17 protein-coding genes are annotated in these 17,135 nt (G+C 42.0%); 8 read left to right on the top strand and 9 right to left on the bottom strand.

Annotated features, from left to right (window positions below; all coding sequences use genetic code 11):
• Positions 1-62: 62 nt before the first annotated feature.
• Positions 63-1,085: a GlxA family transcriptional regulator gene (locus A7985_RS12760; RefSeq protein ID WP_256096760.1), complete on the bottom strand. Its 1,023-nt coding sequence runs from the start codon at positions 1,083-1,085 to the stop codon at positions 63-65.
• Between the two features lie 71 nt (positions 1,086-1,156).
• Complete coding sequence (locus tag A7985_RS12755; RefSeq protein ID WP_176716738.1) at positions 1,157-1,696, bottom strand: isochorismatase family protein; 540 nt, start codon at positions 1,694-1,696, stop codon at positions 1,157-1,159.
• Between the two features lie 197 nt (positions 1,697-1,893).
• Here A7985_RS12755 and A7985_RS12750 point away from each other — a divergent pair, with 197 nt between their 5' ends.
• Both A7985_RS12750 and A7985_RS12745 read left to right on the top strand, forming a co-directional pair.
• Entirely contained in the window at positions 1,894-2,085 is a 192-nt protein-coding gene (locus tag A7985_RS12750; RefSeq protein ID WP_065790835.1) for a hypothetical protein, read from the top strand.
• A gap of 281 nt (positions 2,086-2,366) precedes the next feature.
• A complete protein-coding gene (locus tag A7985_RS12745; RefSeq protein WP_065790834.1) occupies positions 2,367-3,119 on the top strand; it encodes a substrate-binding periplasmic protein in 753 nt (250 codons plus the stop codon).
• 43 nt (positions 3,120-3,162) lie between these two features.
• Here the strand turns inward: A7985_RS12745 and A7985_RS12740 are convergent, their stop codons facing one another.
• The 4 genes from A7985_RS12740 to A7985_RS12725 all read right to left on the bottom strand — a co-directional run bounded on the left by A7985_RS12740 (position 3,163) and on the right by A7985_RS12725 (position 9,113).
• Positions 3,163-4,611: a dihydrolipoyl dehydrogenase gene (locus A7985_RS12740; RefSeq protein ID WP_065790833.1), complete on the bottom strand. Its 1,449-nt coding sequence runs from the start codon at positions 4,609-4,611 to the stop codon at positions 3,163-3,165.
• 65 nt (positions 4,612-4,676) lie between these two features.
• Positions 4,677-5,411, bottom strand: coding sequence for a glutathione peroxidase (locus A7985_RS12735; protein WP_065790832.1), 735 nt, complete (start codon positions 5,409-5,411; stop codon positions 4,677-4,679).
• A 284-nt stretch (positions 5,412-5,695) separates the two neighbouring features.
• Positions 5,696-7,861: an ATP-binding protein gene (locus A7985_RS12730; RefSeq protein ID WP_065790831.1), complete on the bottom strand. Its 2,166-nt coding sequence runs from the start codon at positions 7,859-7,861 to the stop codon at positions 5,696-5,698.
• Between the two features lie 274 nt (positions 7,862-8,135).
• A complete protein-coding gene (locus A7985_RS12725) occupies positions 8,136-9,113 on the bottom strand; it encodes a DUF4097 family beta strand repeat-containing protein (protein ID WP_065790830.1) in 978 nt (325 codons plus the stop codon).
• A gap of 235 nt (positions 9,114-9,348) precedes the next feature.
• Between A7985_RS12725 and A7985_RS12720 the strand changes: the two genes are divergently transcribed.
• Entirely contained in the window at positions 9,349-10,146 is a 798-nt protein-coding gene (locus tag A7985_RS12720; protein WP_065790829.1) for an MBL fold metallo-hydrolase, read from the top strand.
• A 278-nt stretch (positions 10,147-10,424) separates the two neighbouring features.
• Positions 10,425-10,889, top strand: a complete 465-nt coding sequence (locus A7985_RS12715; protein WP_065790828.1) for a GNAT family N-acetyltransferase — start codon at positions 10,425-10,427, stop codon at positions 10,887-10,889.
• A gap of 1 nt (position 10,890) precedes the next feature.
• On the opposite strand, the gene A7985_RS12710 is transcribed toward A7985_RS12715, so the two are convergent.
• The gene (locus tag A7985_RS12710) at positions 10,891-11,136 is read right to left on the bottom strand and encodes a Rho-binding antiterminator (RefSeq protein WP_065790827.1); all 246 of its coding nucleotides are present in this window, start codon (positions 11,134-11,136) and stop codon (positions 10,891-10,893) included.
• A 197-nt stretch (positions 11,137-11,333) separates the two neighbouring features.
• Between A7985_RS12710 and A7985_RS12705 the strand changes: the two genes are divergently transcribed.
• Positions 11,334-11,690, top strand: a complete 357-nt coding sequence (locus tag A7985_RS12705; RefSeq protein ID WP_370671166.1) for a response regulator — start codon at positions 11,334-11,336, stop codon at positions 11,688-11,690.
• A gap of 54 nt (positions 11,691-11,744) precedes the next feature.
• Here the strand turns inward: A7985_RS12705 and A7985_RS12700 are convergent, their stop codons facing one another.
• On the bottom strand, positions 11,745-13,907 hold the full coding sequence (locus tag A7985_RS12700; protein ID WP_065790909.1) for a M3 family metallopeptidase: 2,163 nt from the start codon (positions 13,905-13,907) through the stop codon (positions 11,745-11,747).
• A 356-nt stretch (positions 13,908-14,263) separates the two neighbouring features.
• Between A7985_RS12700 and A7985_RS12695 the strand changes: the two genes are divergently transcribed.
• Together A7985_RS12695 and A7985_RS12690 are read left to right on the top strand one after the other, a co-directional pair.
• Positions 14,264-14,839, top strand: a complete 576-nt coding sequence (locus tag A7985_RS12695; RefSeq protein ID WP_065790825.1) for a DJ-1/PfpI family protein — start codon at positions 14,264-14,266, stop codon at positions 14,837-14,839.
• A 100-nt stretch (positions 14,840-14,939) separates the two neighbouring features.
• Positions 14,940-15,476, top strand: a complete 537-nt coding sequence (locus A7985_RS12690; protein ID WP_065790824.1) for a dihydrofolate reductase family protein — start codon at positions 14,940-14,942, stop codon at positions 15,474-15,476.
• Between the two features lie 43 nt (positions 15,477-15,519).
• On the opposite strand, the gene A7985_RS12685 is transcribed toward A7985_RS12690, so the two are convergent.
• Positions 15,520-15,954, bottom strand: a complete 435-nt coding sequence (locus A7985_RS12685; protein WP_065790823.1) for a GNAT family N-acetyltransferase — start codon at positions 15,952-15,954, stop codon at positions 15,520-15,522.
• Positions 15,955-16,144: 190 nt separating this feature from the next.
• On the opposite strand from A7985_RS12685, the gene A7985_RS26930 reads away from it, so the two are divergent.
• Positions 16,145-17,104, top strand: a complete 960-nt coding sequence (locus tag A7985_RS26930) for a bifunctional GrpB family protein/GNAT family N-acetyltransferase (RefSeq protein WP_256096759.1) — start codon at positions 16,145-16,147, stop codon at positions 17,102-17,104.
• Positions 17,105-17,135 lie beyond the last annotated feature (31 nt).

Here is a 17,135-nt window from a genome sequence, read left to right as displayed (position 1 = left end):
AGAAGTTTACTTTAACGCAAAAGAATATTCATATATTGATTTGTGATAACACCAATATATTTTCAATACGGGCTATGCTGTTGCCTGTACTGCTGTGGGCTTATTTGAACCTCTTTGGCAAATACTCGCCTAAATTGTCGACTACTTGAGTAGCCACAACTTTGCGCAATGCGTTCAACACTGTGATTGCTGCATTGTAATAATTGCTTAGCATGACCCACTTTTATATGCTGTAAGTATTCTCGAGGCGTGATCCCTAGGTGCAACGTAAATAATCGACTAAGCTGGCGTTGAGACAGGCATGCTATGTTTGCAAGCTGATCAAGTGAGTAGTTTTTCTCGACATTATTGCAAATTTCATCTTGAATTTTGTGGATACCTCGGTGCATATGATTGCGAAATTGTAACCAGCTACTCAGCTGAGGATCTTGTCCGGTGCGGCGAAAATATACCAGCATTTCTTGTGCGACTTGTGCTCCAATGTGTTCTCCAAATCGCGTTGTCACGTAATACAGTGCCATATCTATGCCCGAGCTGATACCTGCGCTGCTAATTAAGTTGTCGTCTTCTACAAAAATACGATTTTCCAAAACCCGGCACTCGGGAAATGCTGTGCGCATTCTCTCGATAAGCTGATAATGTGTTGTATATGATTTCTTGCCCAGTAAGCCTGCTTTTGCTGCGAGTAAGGCGCCTGAACATATGGTTAATACAGTTTGGTTGGTGACGTTGCGTTTTAACCAGCATATCGTTTTGAGGGCGCACTCGGTTGAGTAAGCGGCAAATGCGCGATTACATCCGGGCAACACTATGACGTCCTCGGGCTGCAAGCGATTTGGGAGTGGGTCGAGGTTATGTAATTGTAATCCACCATCCAAAGAAAACTGTTCAGATGCACTCACATACTTAATCTCAAATGAAACCCCCAAACGCCGAGCTTCTATTAGAACTTGAAGGGGCCCTGCAAAATCAAGTGGTAGGGTATCTGATAATAAAACAAAATAAATTGTCACGCGTACTCTCATATTTTCTGGCTGCACACGCCAATCGCGGTATAAAGGCATTGGCGTGATTGACTTTGGCATTTGCCTATCGACTTTTCCATCTATGATATGGTGGCGAGTCGACTAGATTATGCTGCTGCGCAGTAATCATTTTAATAATCGGAATGAGCATGGATCGAAGCAAACCGCTTGGCAAGCACTAAATTAGTTCTTGCTTGAATGTCTTTTGCCAAATAATGCGTGTTCGTCACGGGGCAATGCATGTCAAAAGTGAGTGTAGCATCTGTGACAAACTCCACCTTAAAACCTAAATCAAATGCTATCCGCGCGGTTGTTTCACAACATTGCTCTGTGCGGATCCCTGTTATTACTACCGTTTCAATGCCATTGCGATTGAGCCAAGTAGCCAGACCTGTGTCGGTGAACGCATTGTGCACAGACTTATAAAATATTTTAGTGAACTCCTGTGGTAAAAAAGCCATTGGTTTTACGAGTCCTGTTTTTGGATTGAACGGGCTGTTATTTGCATCCTCTCTACTGTGGAGTATTTTCACAATAGGCTGGTTACGCGCTTTAAAGCTATCAATAAGGCTTAAAAGGTTACTTTTAAATGTTTCAAAACCACTTTCTTGCCAATAGTCCGTTTCAAAAAAAGAGTCTTGTGTATCGATGATAATAAGTGCCTTTGTCATGTTTATCTCCTATTAGACATATCGTTGCTAAATAATATAAACGTTGCATGGGCACGCGTAGATACCTGTTTTTGCCAATGTGAGGACAAATTAAGACACGTATATGTGCAGATAAACAAGGTATGAATTTTATACAATTCCGTGTTGACAAGATATGTTTTTGTATATACGTTTGTATATACAAAAAGGGGGCGGGTATGGCTAAAAATAAAGATGCGCAGTTGATTGTGCGTATTAACAAAGCCCAAAGGGATGAGTTCGTAGCCCTGTGTAATGAGTTGGATACCAGCTCTTCGCGAGAGATAAGAAAGTTTATTAAAAGGTTTGTTAATAAAAACAAACCAAAACAAAAGCAGCATAAAGGAGATCACAATGGCGAAGAAAGTTGAAGTTAAGAAGCTAAAAAAAGAAGTGAAGCAGCGTATTAAAAAAATCGCTAAGCATGAAGCAAAAATTATAAAGCTTAAAAAAGCGATAAAGAAAGCATAGTCGCGAATATGACGCAAGAGGCAGCAATTAGCTGCCTTTTTACGTTATATGACGACCAATAGATGTCCATTTTTGTTTTTCAATAATAAGCTGCCAAACAAAATAGTCAGATTGTTACTATCATCGCCTTTTAAACTTTGTTTTTACATCTACACTTTAAGTGACATTAGGATGAAAAAGCATGCAGATTATCAACGCCCTTTTATTGGGAATAATGCTTTTCAGCATTCAGGCACAGGCCAAAGATCCCAAACTGATATGGTTTACCGAAGACTATCCCCCGTTCAATTATCATGTGAATGGTAATGTGGAAGGTATCGCTATAAATGCATTAAAAACGATTTACCGAGACCTCAATTGGAACTTTGATGAAAATGAGGTCATGTTATTGCCTTGGCCAAGGGCCTATCATATGACCCTGTCAAATCACAATGCCTGTATATTCTCTATGACTTATACAGAAGAAAGAGCGAAATTATTTCAGTTTGTTGGGCCTGCCATGGATAACCACGTAGCGATTATTGGGCATAAAGAAACTAAGTATCAATTACCCGACTTAAAAAGCTTGGGTGAGCTTAAAGTAGGGGTGGTGAAAAATGACATCGGTCATCAACTGTTGCGTCAAGCGGGAGTGAGTAAAGAAAGTCTGGTATTTTTGGCATCGGGCTTTGAGTTAGTACAAATGCTGAAACTAAAGCGTATTGATTTAATTGCATATGGGGATGTCATTGCACGGTATCAGTTTAAACGCGCGGGTATTGACCCATCTCACTACCGTATTGTTTTACCATTGCGCTCTTCTTATCTAGGATTTGCCTGTAATCAAGGTGTGAGAAAGCGCTTGGTTGATCAAATGAATGAAGCATTAAAAGCAATTAGGCAGCGCCAGCCTGAAATCTTTAACCCAGAATATTTCTATTCAAAGTCGGAGTGAGTACGGTCACCCTCTCCGACTTTTGTATGTTGCATCCGAGCTACTAAGCGCCGGGACCACATTCTAAACAGTGCTGAATAATATCAGGCCCAAATTTGAGCTTGGCATTCACATTCCTGAGTGCAGTTCTCACACCTTCTTCTATTACCGGGTGATAAAAAGGCATATCGAGCATTTGCGGGACAGTCATTTTGTTTTGTACCGCCCATGCTAAGAGGTGTGCAATATGTTCAGCTGCTGGACCAATAAACTCAGCGCCTAAAAATAGACCGGTCCCCTGCTCTGCATAAACGCGCATGTGTCCTTTATTTTTTAACATGACGCGGCTTCGGCCCTGATTTTCAAAGCTCACTTCACCAATTTCATAGCACCCACACTCGCCATAATTCGCGGTTAGTTGTGCGTAATTGTCTCCGACCATTCCGATTTGCGGGTCGCTAAATACTGCCGCAATTGGTGTGCGGCGCAGCCCATTTCTAATATCTGGAAAGCGACCAGCATTGGCGCCAGCAATGGTGCCTTGATCAGCGGCTTCATGCAGTAAAGGTATTTGGTCGCTGGCATCGCCTGCGATAAATATATGACTTTCGCCACACTGCATTGTATGAGGGTCCGCAATTGGTACGCCGTGATCTTGCAATTCAACAGAGGTATTTTCTAAGCCAAGAGTATCCACATTTGGTACCCTGCCGGTTGCGGCTAGCACATAGTCAAACTGCTCAGTTTGTGTATTGCCTTGTTTATCAATGTAAGTAAGTTGTGCTTTACCATCGACGACTTTCATATCCGATACTTTGGCATCGGTATCGACATAAAATTCTTCAGCAAAGACAGTATTTGCATAATCTCTGATCACTGGGTCCGTCAAAGGGCCAATATTGCCACCCACACCAAACAACTTCACATTCACGCCTAACCGATGGAGTGCTTGACCGAGCTCTAGCCCTATCACGCCTGGGCCAAATACTGCGACTGATTCAGGTAGGTCTTGCCAATCAAACACATCGTCGTTAATGATGAGTTTGTCACCAAAAGCTAAAAATGGCGGAGGAATGTTTGGCCTTGAACCTGTGGCAACTACGAATCGTTCCGCCGTAATTACGGTGTGATCGTCTATCTGTAAGCGATTATCATCTAAAAATTTTGCATGGCCGATAATGCGGTCTTCTTGAGGTAATTCTTCCACAGCTTCAACTACAAAACCGACAAAGCGATCTCGCTCACTGCGAACGCGAGCCATCACAGCTTTGCCATCTATTTGTGGCTTTTCGGTCAACACACCAAATTGCGGTGCGTGTTCGACACTGTGTGCAGCTTCAGCAGCAGCTATTAACAGTTTACTTGGCATACATCCGACACGTGCACAGGTTGTGCCGTATTTCCCTGATTCAATCATTAAAACGTTGGGAGTGTATTGTTTGGCATTGCGATATGCGCTTAAGCCAGCTGTTCCAGCACCAATTACAACGACATCTGTTTCAAGCTGTTTCATTATTACCTCACTTAAATATGAAAAGGGTTATTTAGGGGCTGTCAAACCCCTTTACAGTACTGTGATTAGTTGTTGCCAAAGTAAGCTGTTAAATCATCAGAGCCACCAATATGTTTTCCGCCGATAAATACCTGTGGCACTGTCTCGCGACCCGATAATGCTTTTAAGCTTGTTAAGCTAGCTTGCTGACCCAAAACGAGCTCTTCATATACTAGACCCTGTTCACTGAGTAATGCTTTCGCTTTAGCACAGAAAGGACAGCCAGGTTTTGTGATAATAGATACTGGCTCAGGTTTTTTCTGTTCCGGGTTGATGTAAGCAAGCATCGTGTCTGCATCCGATACTTCAAATGGGTCGCCCGGTAAATCTGGCTCAATAAACATTTTTTCAATTACGCCATCTTTAACCAGCATTGAATAGCGCCAGCTGCGCTTGCCAAATCCAAGGTCACTTTTGTCTACTAGCATGCCCATACCCTCAGTAAACTCGCCATTACCATCTGGAATGAGTGTGACATTTTCTGATTCTTGGTCTTGGGCCCATGCATTCATTACAAAGGTGTCATTGACCGATAGACAAACAATGTCGTCTACACCATTTTGTTTAAATACGTGTGCTAGCTCGTTATATCTAGGTAAATGCGTCGATGAACAAGTTGGCGTAAAAGCACCGGGTAGCGAAAAAACGACTACAGTCTTACCTTTAAATAGCTCATCTGAAGTAATGTGTTGAAATTCTTCACCAACGCGAATTGGGAAAGTGACAGATGGTACAGTTTTACCTTCAATATTGTTTAGCATTTTCTATTCTCCTCGAAAGTTGATGGAGCTATTATGTCGTTGTGTGATCGTTTTGTATATTTGATTGAATAAATCAAATCAATCAAAAAAATAGATTGGTCTTGTGCGCAGACCCAGTTTATTAAAAATATAGACGCTAAATGACAAATTGATTAGGGGTAGACTGCTTTCTTGTGATACGGAGTTGCAATGCATAGCAATGCTGTTACATGCACACATTGTCCAGTAAGATGAAGTTAAATATGAAAGCGCCAAGCGCACTGCAAAGGTGCTGTTGGCTATACTCAAGTGTTTTTGATGGGTAAAGTGAAGCGTATTAACACGCCACCGAGTTCGCTGTGTTTTGCCTCAATAGCCCCATGATGTAGCTCAATGACTTTTTCGCAAATAGACAAGCCTAAGCCTGATCCCCCAAGATCTCTACTGCGAGACTTGTCGCAACGGTACAGGCGATCAAACAGTTTGCTTAGTGCATGTGAGCTGACGCCTGGCGCGCTGTCTTCAAAAGTACAGACAACAGTTTGATGCTGTTGGAATACACTGATTTTAATTTGGCCGGGTCTATCCGTGTAGTGGATACTGTTTCTCGCAAGGTTATTAAAGACCTGATTTAATCTACTCATATCGCACTCCACTTGGAGTGATTCTGGCAGTTGATTGAGGTAACTTATTTCCAGATCAGGAGATTCAATGATCGGACCGATGGCAATGATTAGTTCATCAAACAAAGCGCTCGCTTGCAGGGTTTCAAACTCTAGGCGAAGATTATTGGTGTCGGCTTGTGCCAGTTCATAGATATCAGCAATCAATGTATTGAGCATGTCCAATCGACGTTGTAGAACCTGATAGGTCGATTTGGGATCTTCTGTTAAATTATATTCCAGCGCTTCAATATTGAGTTTAAGCACCGTAAGTGGGGTTCTGAGTTCATGAGATACGTCAGCCAACAGCTGTTGCTTGAGGTTTAAGCTTTGGTTTAGCAGCTCAGCCTCTTTTTCCATAACTCGACGTCGCTTTAAGTGGTAAAGGTAAAACAGCAGCAAAAAGTTAGTTAATACGATGATGGCAGAGGCCAGAATGACCGTTCTTGTTTTTGTATCTTGCTGTTGCTCCTCAAGCCCGGCTTGCAAGGCGTTTACTTCAATATTTTTTAAGCCAAGTTCGCTATTAAGCTTTTTGGCCTCTAATCGTGTTGTTATGTCTTTTTCAGTCAGTTGTTCTTTGTAGTTAAAAGCTTGCTCTTGATAACTGAGGGCCAATTCCAATTCACCCAACTGTTTGTACGCACGAGACAAGCTTCTCAAAATGCGAATGCGAAATTGTTCATCCGCTGATTCAAGTAAAGGCTTAAGCAGGTTAATTGCTGCGTGTGGCCTAATATGTGATAAAGCCTGTCCTAAAAGTGATTGATAGCGGCTATAGAGTTGGGGGTTATTCGATGTATTGATTTTCTCTAAAGCAGTTTGCAGTAATTCTACAGCCTCTTCGAACTGATTACTTGCTAACTTAATTTGACCCTGTGTTGCCTCTGCTTGTCCTATATTGTGGCGATTATTGACTTCTTTGAACAAAGCGAGTGCTCTGTCCACCGCTTCGGTTGCTGCGGATATATTACTCAACTGCAAATATTGCTGAGCGATGTGTAACTGTGAGACACCCATATAGTTTTTGTCGTTTAGCTGGGTGTCTAACTCGTAAGACTTTTGCAGTGCACTTAAAGCAGCATCATGATCAGACAGGCTTTGGTATATGTCGGCCAAGCTGAAATAAGTCGAGGACAAATGCGCTAGGTTGACCTTAGGTTGCTGTTCTTGAAATTGCAGTTTTTGATTGAGTACATCTAGTGCTTTGTCGAACTGCTTAAAATCACGGTAAATGCGAGCTTCGGTACTCAAAGCTGCATAGAACAACTGTACATTTTCTGTTTTCAAGGCGGTGTCTTTTGCTTGAAATACATGTGACACGGCTTGAAAATAATCCCCCTTTTCAGAGAGTACATTGGCCAATAGACGGTGAGCATGGCTTAACATTCGCATGTCGTTTGTTTGCTTAAACAGTGCCACAGCTTCGCTGAAATGAAATTCTGCCGATTGGTTATTGCCTAGTAACAAAGCTAAATCACCAGAGACCCAGTGATATTTGCCTTGTAGATTAACATCTGGAAAGTCTTTTAAGTGTAATTCAAGCTGGGCTAGGCGTTGTTGTGCGTGTTCAAATTGATTTTCTCTGACGAGATGTAATGCACTTCGATGTAACACATACGTTCTTTGCTCTGGGCTAAGTGTGTTACTTTGCAAAAGCTCTGATGCGGTTTTGAGTAATGCAACTCTGTCTTTCCTTCCCTGAGCTTCAGATAGCGTTTTATATTGTTTAAACGTGTCCGATGCGGCCACAGATGCGCCAGTGGTTATTATTGTTAATATACTCGCGGCGAGTAGTCGTTTGAACACGTCAATTCCATTGTTTTGTATAGTATGCCAATACTATGGTAACTGCGCAGGAGGTGATATCGGTAAATATTATTAACGGCAAGGACTTAATATGCATTTTTTTCAGCACTAATACACTTAAATTATAAGTGCTAGTATCTAGTTATTATGTATTATTCATTACATAAGAATTTATCATTCTATTTTTCCATTTTCTATACAGTGTGTGATAAAGAGCGTGTGCCACTGAAAAAGTACTTCAGATGGCACTGAATTGGCTTTTTAAACGCGCTTACTAATTCAAATTCACGTTTTTGACAGTCCCCACATTGGAAATATGTACTTCACCAGAGCTATCACTCTTAATTTCTAGTTGTTGGGTGTTACTGACATTGATATCTCCAGATTGATCTTCAATTTGTGCGCTTCCCTGAATTTGGTTTAACCAGATATTGCCAGAGCCATCGTCAATCGAGACATCATTACGAATGTTTTTTACTTCAATATCTCCCGAGTCATCTCGTACCTTGAGTGCAAGTGCGCCGTCTATTTCAATCCCGCCTGAGCCATCTTTTAAATCAACGGCCCCTGTGACTTGTTTTATCACAATGTCACCCGAATCATCTTCTATTGTGACTTTGTCGCCTTTGGTTATATTGATATCGCCAGAGCCATCTTCAATGTCAATATTCCCTGTCACCGCACTAATATCGATATCACCGGAGTTGTCGTCAATGCGCAAATGACCTTCTATTCCATCTATGGTAATGCTACCAGAGTCGTCGGTGATTTCAGTCGCACCGTTTATATCATTAAGCGTGATATGACCGGAACCATCGTCGATCGTCACCCCTTTTACATCGGTGATGGTCAGCGCCCCTGAGCCGTCTTCTACATTAACTAAAAACTGACTAGGTACTCTCACATCAATATCGATTCGTGGGCTTTTATTGGTGTACCAAAGTATACCAACGTGCGGGTCATGCTTAGCGACAAGGTTTGCTTGCGTTCCTGAGCGCTCTAACGTAAATGTATAGCTTCGGTTTTCAAAAGTAATAATATTAGCGGTAACTTCAATTTCATTGATATTTGAGGCGCCAGAAATCACGATATCGCCTGCACTATTATCAATGTTCAACTGGGTTAGATGCTGCGAAGGTAGCGTCAATGAGCGAGTAAGCTCTTTATGTGACTCGTGTGCGTTTGACTCTACATGAACAATACAACCGCTCAGTAACAACGTACATAATACGGGAGACAAGGATTTCAACATGGTGATTTTTTCTCTTTAGTTATTTGAAATTTTATTTACAGTCAGCAATTGAGATGCCAAATCTATAAACTTTTAAGTGTCTGATATTTAATCCTTTTATTTTTTGTTGAGTGCGTTGAGTTGGCGTGATTCGCCAAAATATTAGAATTCTGCAAACAAAATAGTCAAAATGTGTCATGTCATTGTCAACTCATCAGGCTACGTTGAGATGTGAATATTCGTTGGAGTCATCCACATGTTGACTGATGTTGCGCTACCTCAATCTAAAGGTGAGTGTTGGGAAAGCAAATATCAACCCCCGATGGTGCCCACATCAGCGCTCTTTTTAGGCGTTGGGGATGCCAGCTCAGAAAGTCTCGGAAATTCAGCTTGTGTGCTTTGCAAAAATGACGAACCATGGCTGTTGATTGATTGTGGTCATGACACCGTAAGCAAGTATAAACGTACTTTTTCTAACCAACTTCCCAGCCATGTTTTCATCACGCACTTGCACTATGATCATGTTGGTGGCCTAGAGCAGTTATTTTTCAAAGCTGCGCTATCAGGCAGCCAAGTCCGGTTATATGTACCGGTTCTATTAGTGCAGCAGTTATGTGCCATGCTGAGATATACCCAGTTGTCAGAAGGCAAAGCAGATATTTGGAATACATTTATATTGCACCCTGTGTCAGAGTCTTTTTGGCACCAAGGTGTTAAATTATGGACCTACCCAGTACGTCACCATGCCCCAAACTCTGCCTATGCATTGCATCTTCCCGGTGTGGTTTTCTACAGTGGTGACACGCGTCCTATCCCTGAATTACTGACACATATGGTAACTGGTGCTGAAACCATATTTCATGATTGTAGTGTGAAAGGTAACCCTAGTCATAGTGGTATCGATGATTTAGTGCGTGAATACCCTAGCTGTATCTTAGAAAAAGTTTGGGTATATCATTATCATTGTAAAGAAGAGCAAAGTGCGTTTAAGCGCGCAGGATTAAAGTTTGTTACACCATTCAGTATGATGCCATTGGGGGAGCGTATGCGCTGATGTCAGCGGGTTAAGTATGAATAATAAATAGACTTTTGGGTGTTTTTGTACCCATTAGCTGCAAGAAATCGCATTTTTATAACATTTTAAATATTTTCCGTTATACTTGCCTCAATTCAGATGACCTGACTCTTTTTACAAGCACTTTTGGTGCTTGTGTGCTTGAACCTAACTGTCCGTTATTGGTCTAACGCAATGCAAATGCATGCCAAACCAATGTCTAAAGTGGCAGTACTGTGTCATCTTGACTCTCAAAATAACAATGTAAAAGGGACCCTATGCAGCTAGTCGAGTTAAAGCCTGATGATCCTAATGTGGTGGATTTGTTTTCTGAAATCGATCGCTTAATGAACACGCTTTACCCCATCGCAAGTGACCAGTCTTTGGCACTCGAAGAGTTGAACCAACCAAATGTACGTGCTGTTGGACTGATGAATGAAGAAGAAATTGTTGCTTGCGGTGCCATCGTGAAACAGTTCGACAAGACGCTTTACGGCGAGATAAAACGCTTGTATGTAAAACCTAATTACCGAGGTAAAGGGCTATCTAAGCGAATTATGCAGATATTACTTCACTATGCTGGTGATGCACAGATCCCTTTAATTCGTCTTGAGACGGGTGTAAAGCAGGAAGAGTCCATTAAATTGTATGAATCCTTAGGATTTGATCGCTGTGAGCGATTTGGTCTATACCGAGACAACCCTTTGAGTGTTTTTATGTCTCTGTCTTTGCAGACAAACTAGTTCAATCCGTTAGGTTTAAAGTTGAAAAGAAGCTATTGGGTGTTAGAGATTGAAGCTTTGCAATTGTCTCTAGCGGTATAGCAACTGATTCTGAGTCGTGAACGAGTATTAGGCATTGGTATTTTTGCTCATTGTATACAATGTCTTTTGCTTTACCTGTGAAAGACTCGCCATCCAGTGTTGTGACGTTCAGTTCAAACCCTTTGATGCAAGCAAGCTCAAGATAGTCAGTATGTTCACAGCGCATTGCTTTCCCCTTATTTTCTTATGCTCTCATTTAAAATACAGCACAACGCTTAACTAGCAACACTCATTGCAACCAATGTACCTTGCTTTTGAATAGACAACAAACCGATATTTGGCTAGCTTTGAAAGAAATAGTTCAAATTACGCAGTGATTAAGGACAGGCAATGCGAATACTCGTCGTCGATGATATAACAACGATGCGTCATGTAATGATTAACATGTTGCGTAATCTAGGGTTTAGTCAAATAGATGAAGCGACTGATGGTAAGCAAGCATTAACACTACTTGGCAAACGTAAATACGATTTGGTTATATCAGACTTAAATATGCCCTATGTTGATGGCTTAACATTATTGGATAAAATGCGTTCTACACCGCAGCTTGCGCGGACGCCGGTTTTGATGGTGACCTGTGAAAACACCAAAGAACGTGTACAAGAAATTTTATTGCACAAGGTGGATGGTTTTGTTATCAAGCCTTTTAACATGGCCACTTTGGTGAAGCAGTTACAGCGAATTAAAATCTTAGATGCTAATGGTCAACTGTGTACTTAAACACGATTTAATCTAAAGGCATGCCCAGAGGGCATGCCTTTACGGGCCTTTACATTACATGGTCTCTGGGAAACCTCGGTCACGCATTAACGCACTGACATCGGCGTCACGGCCACGGAACTTACGATATGCTTCTGCTGGGTCCATCGCATTTCTCACTGAGAATAAGTAGTCCACAAGGCGTTTAGCCACATCTTGGTCATAGAATCCACCAGGGGCATTTGCGAAAGCTTCTGCTGCATCTGATGTGAGTACTTCAGCCCATAGATAGCCATAATACGCGGTCGCATAGCCTTCGCCTGAGAATACGTGCCCAAATTGGGTTGTTCTGTGGCGCATAACCACTTCACTAGGCATGCCAATGGCTTCTAGTTGTGCTTTTTCAAACGCAACAGGGTCACCAATTTTGTCTGGATCTGTTGTGTGGAACTTCATATCCATGATTGCAGATGCGAGATACTCCGTAGTCGCAAAACCTTGGTTAAAAGTGGCCGACTGTTTGATTTTCTCAACTAGCGCTTTAGGCATTGGTTTGCCTGTCTCATGGTGTAATAAGAAACGGTTAATGACCTCATCCGTTGACAACCAGCGCTCTAATAGCTGAGATTGAAACTCAGTGTAGTCACGAACCCCAGAGTTAGAGCTTGGGTATTTAACATTTGAAGATAGCGCGTGCAGTGAGTGACCAAATTCATGGAAGTAAGTCTCTGCATCGCTCCAAGATACCAAAGTTGCTTGCCCTTCTGGCGCTTTCACGAAGTTTGAGTTATTGGTGCTCAATACGTTTGTTTTACCATCAAATGATGTATGGCTACGGAATGATACAGCCCAAGCACCAGAGCGCTTTCCTTTACGCGCAAACGGGTCTAAGTACCACAACCCAATATGCTGGCCAGTTGTTTTGTCCGTGACTTCCCAGACTTTAACATCTTCTTGATAAACTGGCACTGAGCCATCTGTGATTGGTGAGAATTCATAGTTAAACAGGCGACCAGCGACATAGAACATGGCATCAGTTAGCTTGTCTAATTGCAGGTACTGTTTGATTTCATTCGAATCAAGATCGTATTTTGCTTTACGCACTTTTTCAGCATAGAAACGGTAGTCCCATGGTTCGATCTTAATGTTCGCCCCTTCTTTGTCGGCAATCGCTTGCATGTCTGAAACTTCTTCTTTCACGCGAGCAATTGCAGCAGGCCAAACTTTATCCATCAAAGCAATCGCATTGGCTGGCGTTTTCGCCATACGATCTTCAAGACGCCAATGTGCATAGTCTTCATAGCCAAGCAATTCTACGCGCTCACGGCGCAGCTTTAAAATTTCTGAAATCACGGCTTTGTTATTATGCTCACCCGCATTGTTACCGCGGCTATAGTAGTTTTGCCAAACTTGCTTACGTAGTTCTCGCTCTGTTGAGTATGTTAAAAACGGGTCCATAGATGAGCGAGTATTGGTAATTGCGTATTTTCCAGCCTGCCCTTTTTTCTCTGCCGCGCTTGCCGCTGAATCGATAAATGCCTGAGGCAAACCTGAAAGCTGATCTTTTGTTAAGAAAGTTGTATAACCTTCTTCGTCTGCAAGGACATTATTACCAAATTGAGTGTATAGCTCTGACAGTGCAAGGTTAATTTCGGCGTAACGTGCTGCAGCTTCGCCTTCGAGCGTTGCACCATTTCGTGCAAAGCTGTTGTACTGTGTCCAAGTTACACGCTGCTGCTCTGGCGACAGTGTTTTGTACTCTGCGCTTTCGTATACTGTTTTAACACGCTTAAACAATGCTTTGTTTTGATTTCTCTTTGAATCAAACTCAGAAAACTTTGCCATTACTTGTGCTTGTTTCTCACGTACTTCCGCGGATGATAAGTTTGTGATGTATGTCACAAAGTATGCATATAGTCTATCTGTTGCACTACCAGAGCGCTCAAGCGCGACAATGGTATTTTCAAACGTCGGTGCTTCTGGAGTATTAACTATGGCATCTAGTTCGCTTAGGTGCTCAGCTAAGGCTGCTTCTGCAGCAGGGACTAGGTCTTCTAACTTCATCTCACCGAATTGAGGCACGCCTTGATAAGGACCTGTGTACTCTTTTAAAAGTGGGTTTGTATATTGTTTTTGAACTTTTTCGACCGCTGCTGACTCTTGTGAGCTTGGTGTTGCTCCGCACCCTGCAAGTGCTAAACAGACCGCCGCACTTAAAAATGACATCTTTAATTTCATAGTATTCTCAGTATGCTCTGATTTCTTAATTGTGAGTAAATGAATTGCAATGTTGACCAAAAATGGTGCTTGTAACACGTACTTATGGTAATTCAGGCTTGCTATTTGGGGGACATACTACTGTAATCGGGCACAAGTGCCAAACAGATACAGGAGAAAAGTATTGCAAATTGTGACTCGATTATTTAATTGTCAGTTGGTCGCTTTTTGGGAATAGTTCATCGTAAATTTAGTGAACTTTTAAATTTTATAAGGGAGATTTTTTTCCCGTGATTTTTTTAACAAAAGTTTCCCTTGATTGTTGGTCAAAATTGAGCCACTTTAATTAACACATGCTCTGATCCCGTGATGAAATCATGGAAATTGGTATCTTTATATACAATGGTGTAGAAGCTCTGGATTTTTGTGGTCCACTTGAGGTTTTTACCACCGCCTCGCGTATCGCCAACAGACCGATTAATGTTAGTTTGATCGCACCCAGTCAGGCTCCTATTCGGACACGTGGTGATGTTTCGATAAACCCCCACTTTTGTATACACGGTCACCCTCGGTTCGATTTATTGATTGTTGCAGGTGGCAAACTCGATCGTGTCATTAATAATCAAGCTGTACTTGATTGGCTAGCCGAAACCGCAACGCATACGCGCCACTGTGCGTCGATCTGCAGCGGCGTATTTTTATTTGCGAAAGCTGGGCTCATTGAGGGTAAAACGGTCACAACGCATTGGCAACGCATCGATGAGTTAAGCGAGCTATACCGACATTTAAATGTGGTGAATGATAAACGCTTTGTGACAGACCAGAACTTTACGAGCTCGGCAGGTGTTGCCTCTGGGATTGATATGAGTTTGGACATGATTAAAAAACGTTTTGGTTACGAAGTCGCGAAGAAAACGGCACATCAAATGGATTATCGCTGGAGCGAAATATAGTCGCGTAATTTATGGCAATGCATTTATTCGAACTTTTTTCTAATCAAATCAACCTTGCGGCCGATATGCAGTGTATGAGTTTCAGTAAGTGAAAGGGAATATGATAACAAAGAACACGGTATACCTAGCTCAAAGCCTTGATGGGTTTATTGCAGATCAACAGGGGGGGATTGATTGGCTATCTGCGATAGATAACCCACAGCATAGTGATTTGGGATTCGCCGAATTTATGACTGAAATAGATGCACTGGTGATGGGTAGAAACACGTTCGAACAAGTCATCAGTTTTGGACAATGGCCATATGATAAGCCTGTTTATGTTGTCAGTCATAGCTTGGCAAAACTTCCCCCTCAAGTTCAGGGGAAGGCCTACCTAATAAGGGCTGGAGAGAGAGAGTTAATAAATCAGTTGAGCAGTTTAGGACATAGTCGTTTATATATCGATGGCGGTAAACTGGTGAAAAACTTCATTCGAGCCGGTTTAATTGATGAACTGATCGTGACCACTGTACCAGTGATATTGGGTGGTGGCATTAGTTGGCTGCCTGATGCAAAAGTCCCCCATAAACTTGAATTAGTTTCTTCCCAAGTATTGCTCAACCAGCTCGTTCAATCTAAGTACAAAGTGCTTCGGTGATTAATGTAAAGGGGATTGACAGCACAACGCACCTAGCTTGCTACTATACGGTAGTTGCAGGCAACACCATATGGTACTCATATTCGTCTTCGCTAGTCGTTACAAAACCTAATCTCTGATACAGATACTGTGCGGGGTTTTCTTTCAAGACGGTAAGATAAGTCGGAAGGTGTGAATATTCTGCGACAATGTATTGAATGACTGCCCTGCCAATCCCCTGCCCTTGGCATTGAGGCATAATCTGCAATTGCATGATTTCGAGTGACTCCTGAGTAAGCAGATATTTTAATGTTCCTACTTTAGACCCATCTACAATAATTAAATGTGAACACTTATAATGGTCTTCCAGACGGTTGAGGTGTGCTTCATTACTTAAAAAGATGCCTTGGCGTTCAAGGTGCTCTGTCATAGTTTGCTTGCGAAGAGCCAATAGGTATGGTTTGTCTTCTTCTTTTGCGGGTCTTAGCGTTATTTCCATACTCAACCTGTCCTTTATCATAGGGTTAAATAATGCTTGTCTTTCTAAGCTAAAATACAAAAATGACAAAACGCCTTCTTATATGCAAATATAGTTTTGCTCAGACTACTTATTATTAATTAGGCTTTGGTGGGCTCAGTATTTTGGGTCTTGTGATTGGTAGTTGCATAACTATTCTGGGAATCTTAAATTGAAAATCCAACTCTCTCCTTATAATGCAAACTGGCCACACAGCTTTGAGCTCGAAAAGCAAAAGCTCGAATGTCTTTTGGCCCCTTGGGTTGAAGGCGGCATTGAGCACGTGGGCAGTACGGCCGTTAAAGGGATGTGGGCAAAACCTATCATCGACATTATGGTAGGTGTGAAAAGCCTAGCGCATTCGAAGCCTGCTATTGAGGTACTAAGCGCCAATGGTTACTGTTATTACCCATATAAAGAGCATGTAATGCACTGGCTTTGTGCGCCCTCCCCTGATTTCAGAACACACCATGTTCACTTAGTGCCCTTCCAAAGTGCGCTGTGGCATGAACGATTAAAATTTCGGGATGTTTTGCGCCATGACGCGGAAGTTGCCAAGCAATATATCCAGTTGAAGCAAGCGCTTGCTCATGAAAATGCGCATGATAGAGAGGCTTATACACAAAATAAGTGGCCTTTTATCAGGCAAGTATTATGTGCAAAGCCTGAAGGAGCCACCATGTCGGATATCATTTATACACAGGCGCAAGCAGATTTGCCACTTGACCTTCTACTGGAAGCAGATCCATCTGAAACGGAAATTGCGTCATATATCAGTGGCTCTCATCACTTTGTAGCGAAACAAAATAATGAAATTATTGCAGCTTGTATTGTAAAGCCCCTTTCCAGTCAAAAATGTGAGATTTGTAATATTTCTGTCAGGCCCTCTAAGCAGAAAAAAGGGGTTGGTACGCAATTATTGTCTTATGTCTTGACTCAGTTAAGTGCCCTAAAATATCAAAGAGTGGAGTTGGGGACGGGGACATTTGGCTATCAACTGACATATTACCAGCGTATGGGGTTTCGGGTAGAGTGTGTCGAGGTTGATTATTTTGTACAGCATTATAATGAGCCACTCTATGAACAAGGCATACAACATAAAGATAGACTCAAACTATATCTGTCTTTGTAGCTTTTATTAATTTAGTCATGCCGATTAGCTA

The organism is Pseudoalteromonas luteoviolacea, from assembly GCF_001696455.1.
In the GTDB taxonomy this organism is placed as follows: Bacteria; Pseudomonadota; Gammaproteobacteria; order Enterobacterales; family Alteromonadaceae; genus Pseudoalteromonas; species Pseudoalteromonas luteoviolacea_C.
Note: the sequence above shows the minus strand (reverse complement) of the source record. Positions and strands in the feature narration are given on the sequence as shown.

Coding starts and splice junctions, on each gene's coding strand:
- A7985_RS12760 (WP_256096760.1), bottom strand. CDS start 1,085: ATGCCAAAGTCAATCACGCCAATGCCTTTATACCGCGATTGGCGTGTG.
- A7985_RS12740 (WP_065790833.1), bottom strand. CDS start 4,611: ATGAAACAGCTTGAAACAGATGTCGTTGTAATTGGTGCTGGAACAGCT.
- A7985_RS12755 (WP_176716738.1), bottom strand. CDS start 1,696: ATGACAAAGGCACTTATTATCATCGATACACAAGACTCTTTTTTTGAA.
- A7985_RS12690 (WP_065790824.1), top strand. CDS start 14,940: ATGATAACAAAGAACACGGTATACCTAGCTCAAAGCCTTGATGGGTTT.
- A7985_RS12705 (WP_370671166.1), top strand. CDS start 11,334: ATGCGTCATGTAATGATTAACATGTTGCGTAATCTAGGGTTTAGTCAA.
- A7985_RS12700 (WP_065790909.1), bottom strand. CDS start 13,907: ATGAAATTAAAGATGTCATTTTTAAGTGCGGCGGTCTGTTTAGCACTT.
- A7985_RS12710 (WP_065790827.1), bottom strand. CDS start 11,136: ATGCGCTGTGAACATACTGACTATCTTGAGCTTGCTTGCATCAAAGGG.
- A7985_RS12745 (WP_065790834.1), top strand. CDS start 2,367: ATGCAGATTATCAACGCCCTTTTATTGGGAATAATGCTTTTCAGCATT.
- A7985_RS12695 (WP_065790825.1), top strand. CDS start 14,264: ATGGAAATTGGTATCTTTATATACAATGGTGTAGAAGCTCTGGATTTT.
- A7985_RS12715 (WP_065790828.1), top strand. CDS start 10,425: ATGCAGCTAGTCGAGTTAAAGCCTGATGATCCTAATGTGGTGGATTTG.
- A7985_RS12720 (WP_065790829.1), top strand. CDS start 9,349: ATGTTGACTGATGTTGCGCTACCTCAATCTAAAGGTGAGTGTTGGGAA.
- A7985_RS12685 (WP_065790823.1), bottom strand. CDS start 15,954: ATGGAAATAACGCTAAGACCCGCAAAAGAAGAAGACAAACCATACCTA.
- A7985_RS12735 (WP_065790832.1), bottom strand. CDS start 5,411: ATGCTAAACAATATTGAAGGTAAAACTGTACCATCTGTCACTTTCCCA.
- A7985_RS12725 (WP_065790830.1), bottom strand. CDS start 9,113: ATGTTGAAATCCTTGTCTCCCGTATTATGTACGTTGTTACTGAGCGGT.
- A7985_RS12750 (WP_065790835.1), top strand. CDS start 1,894: ATGGCTAAAAATAAAGATGCGCAGTTGATTGTGCGTATTAACAAAGCC.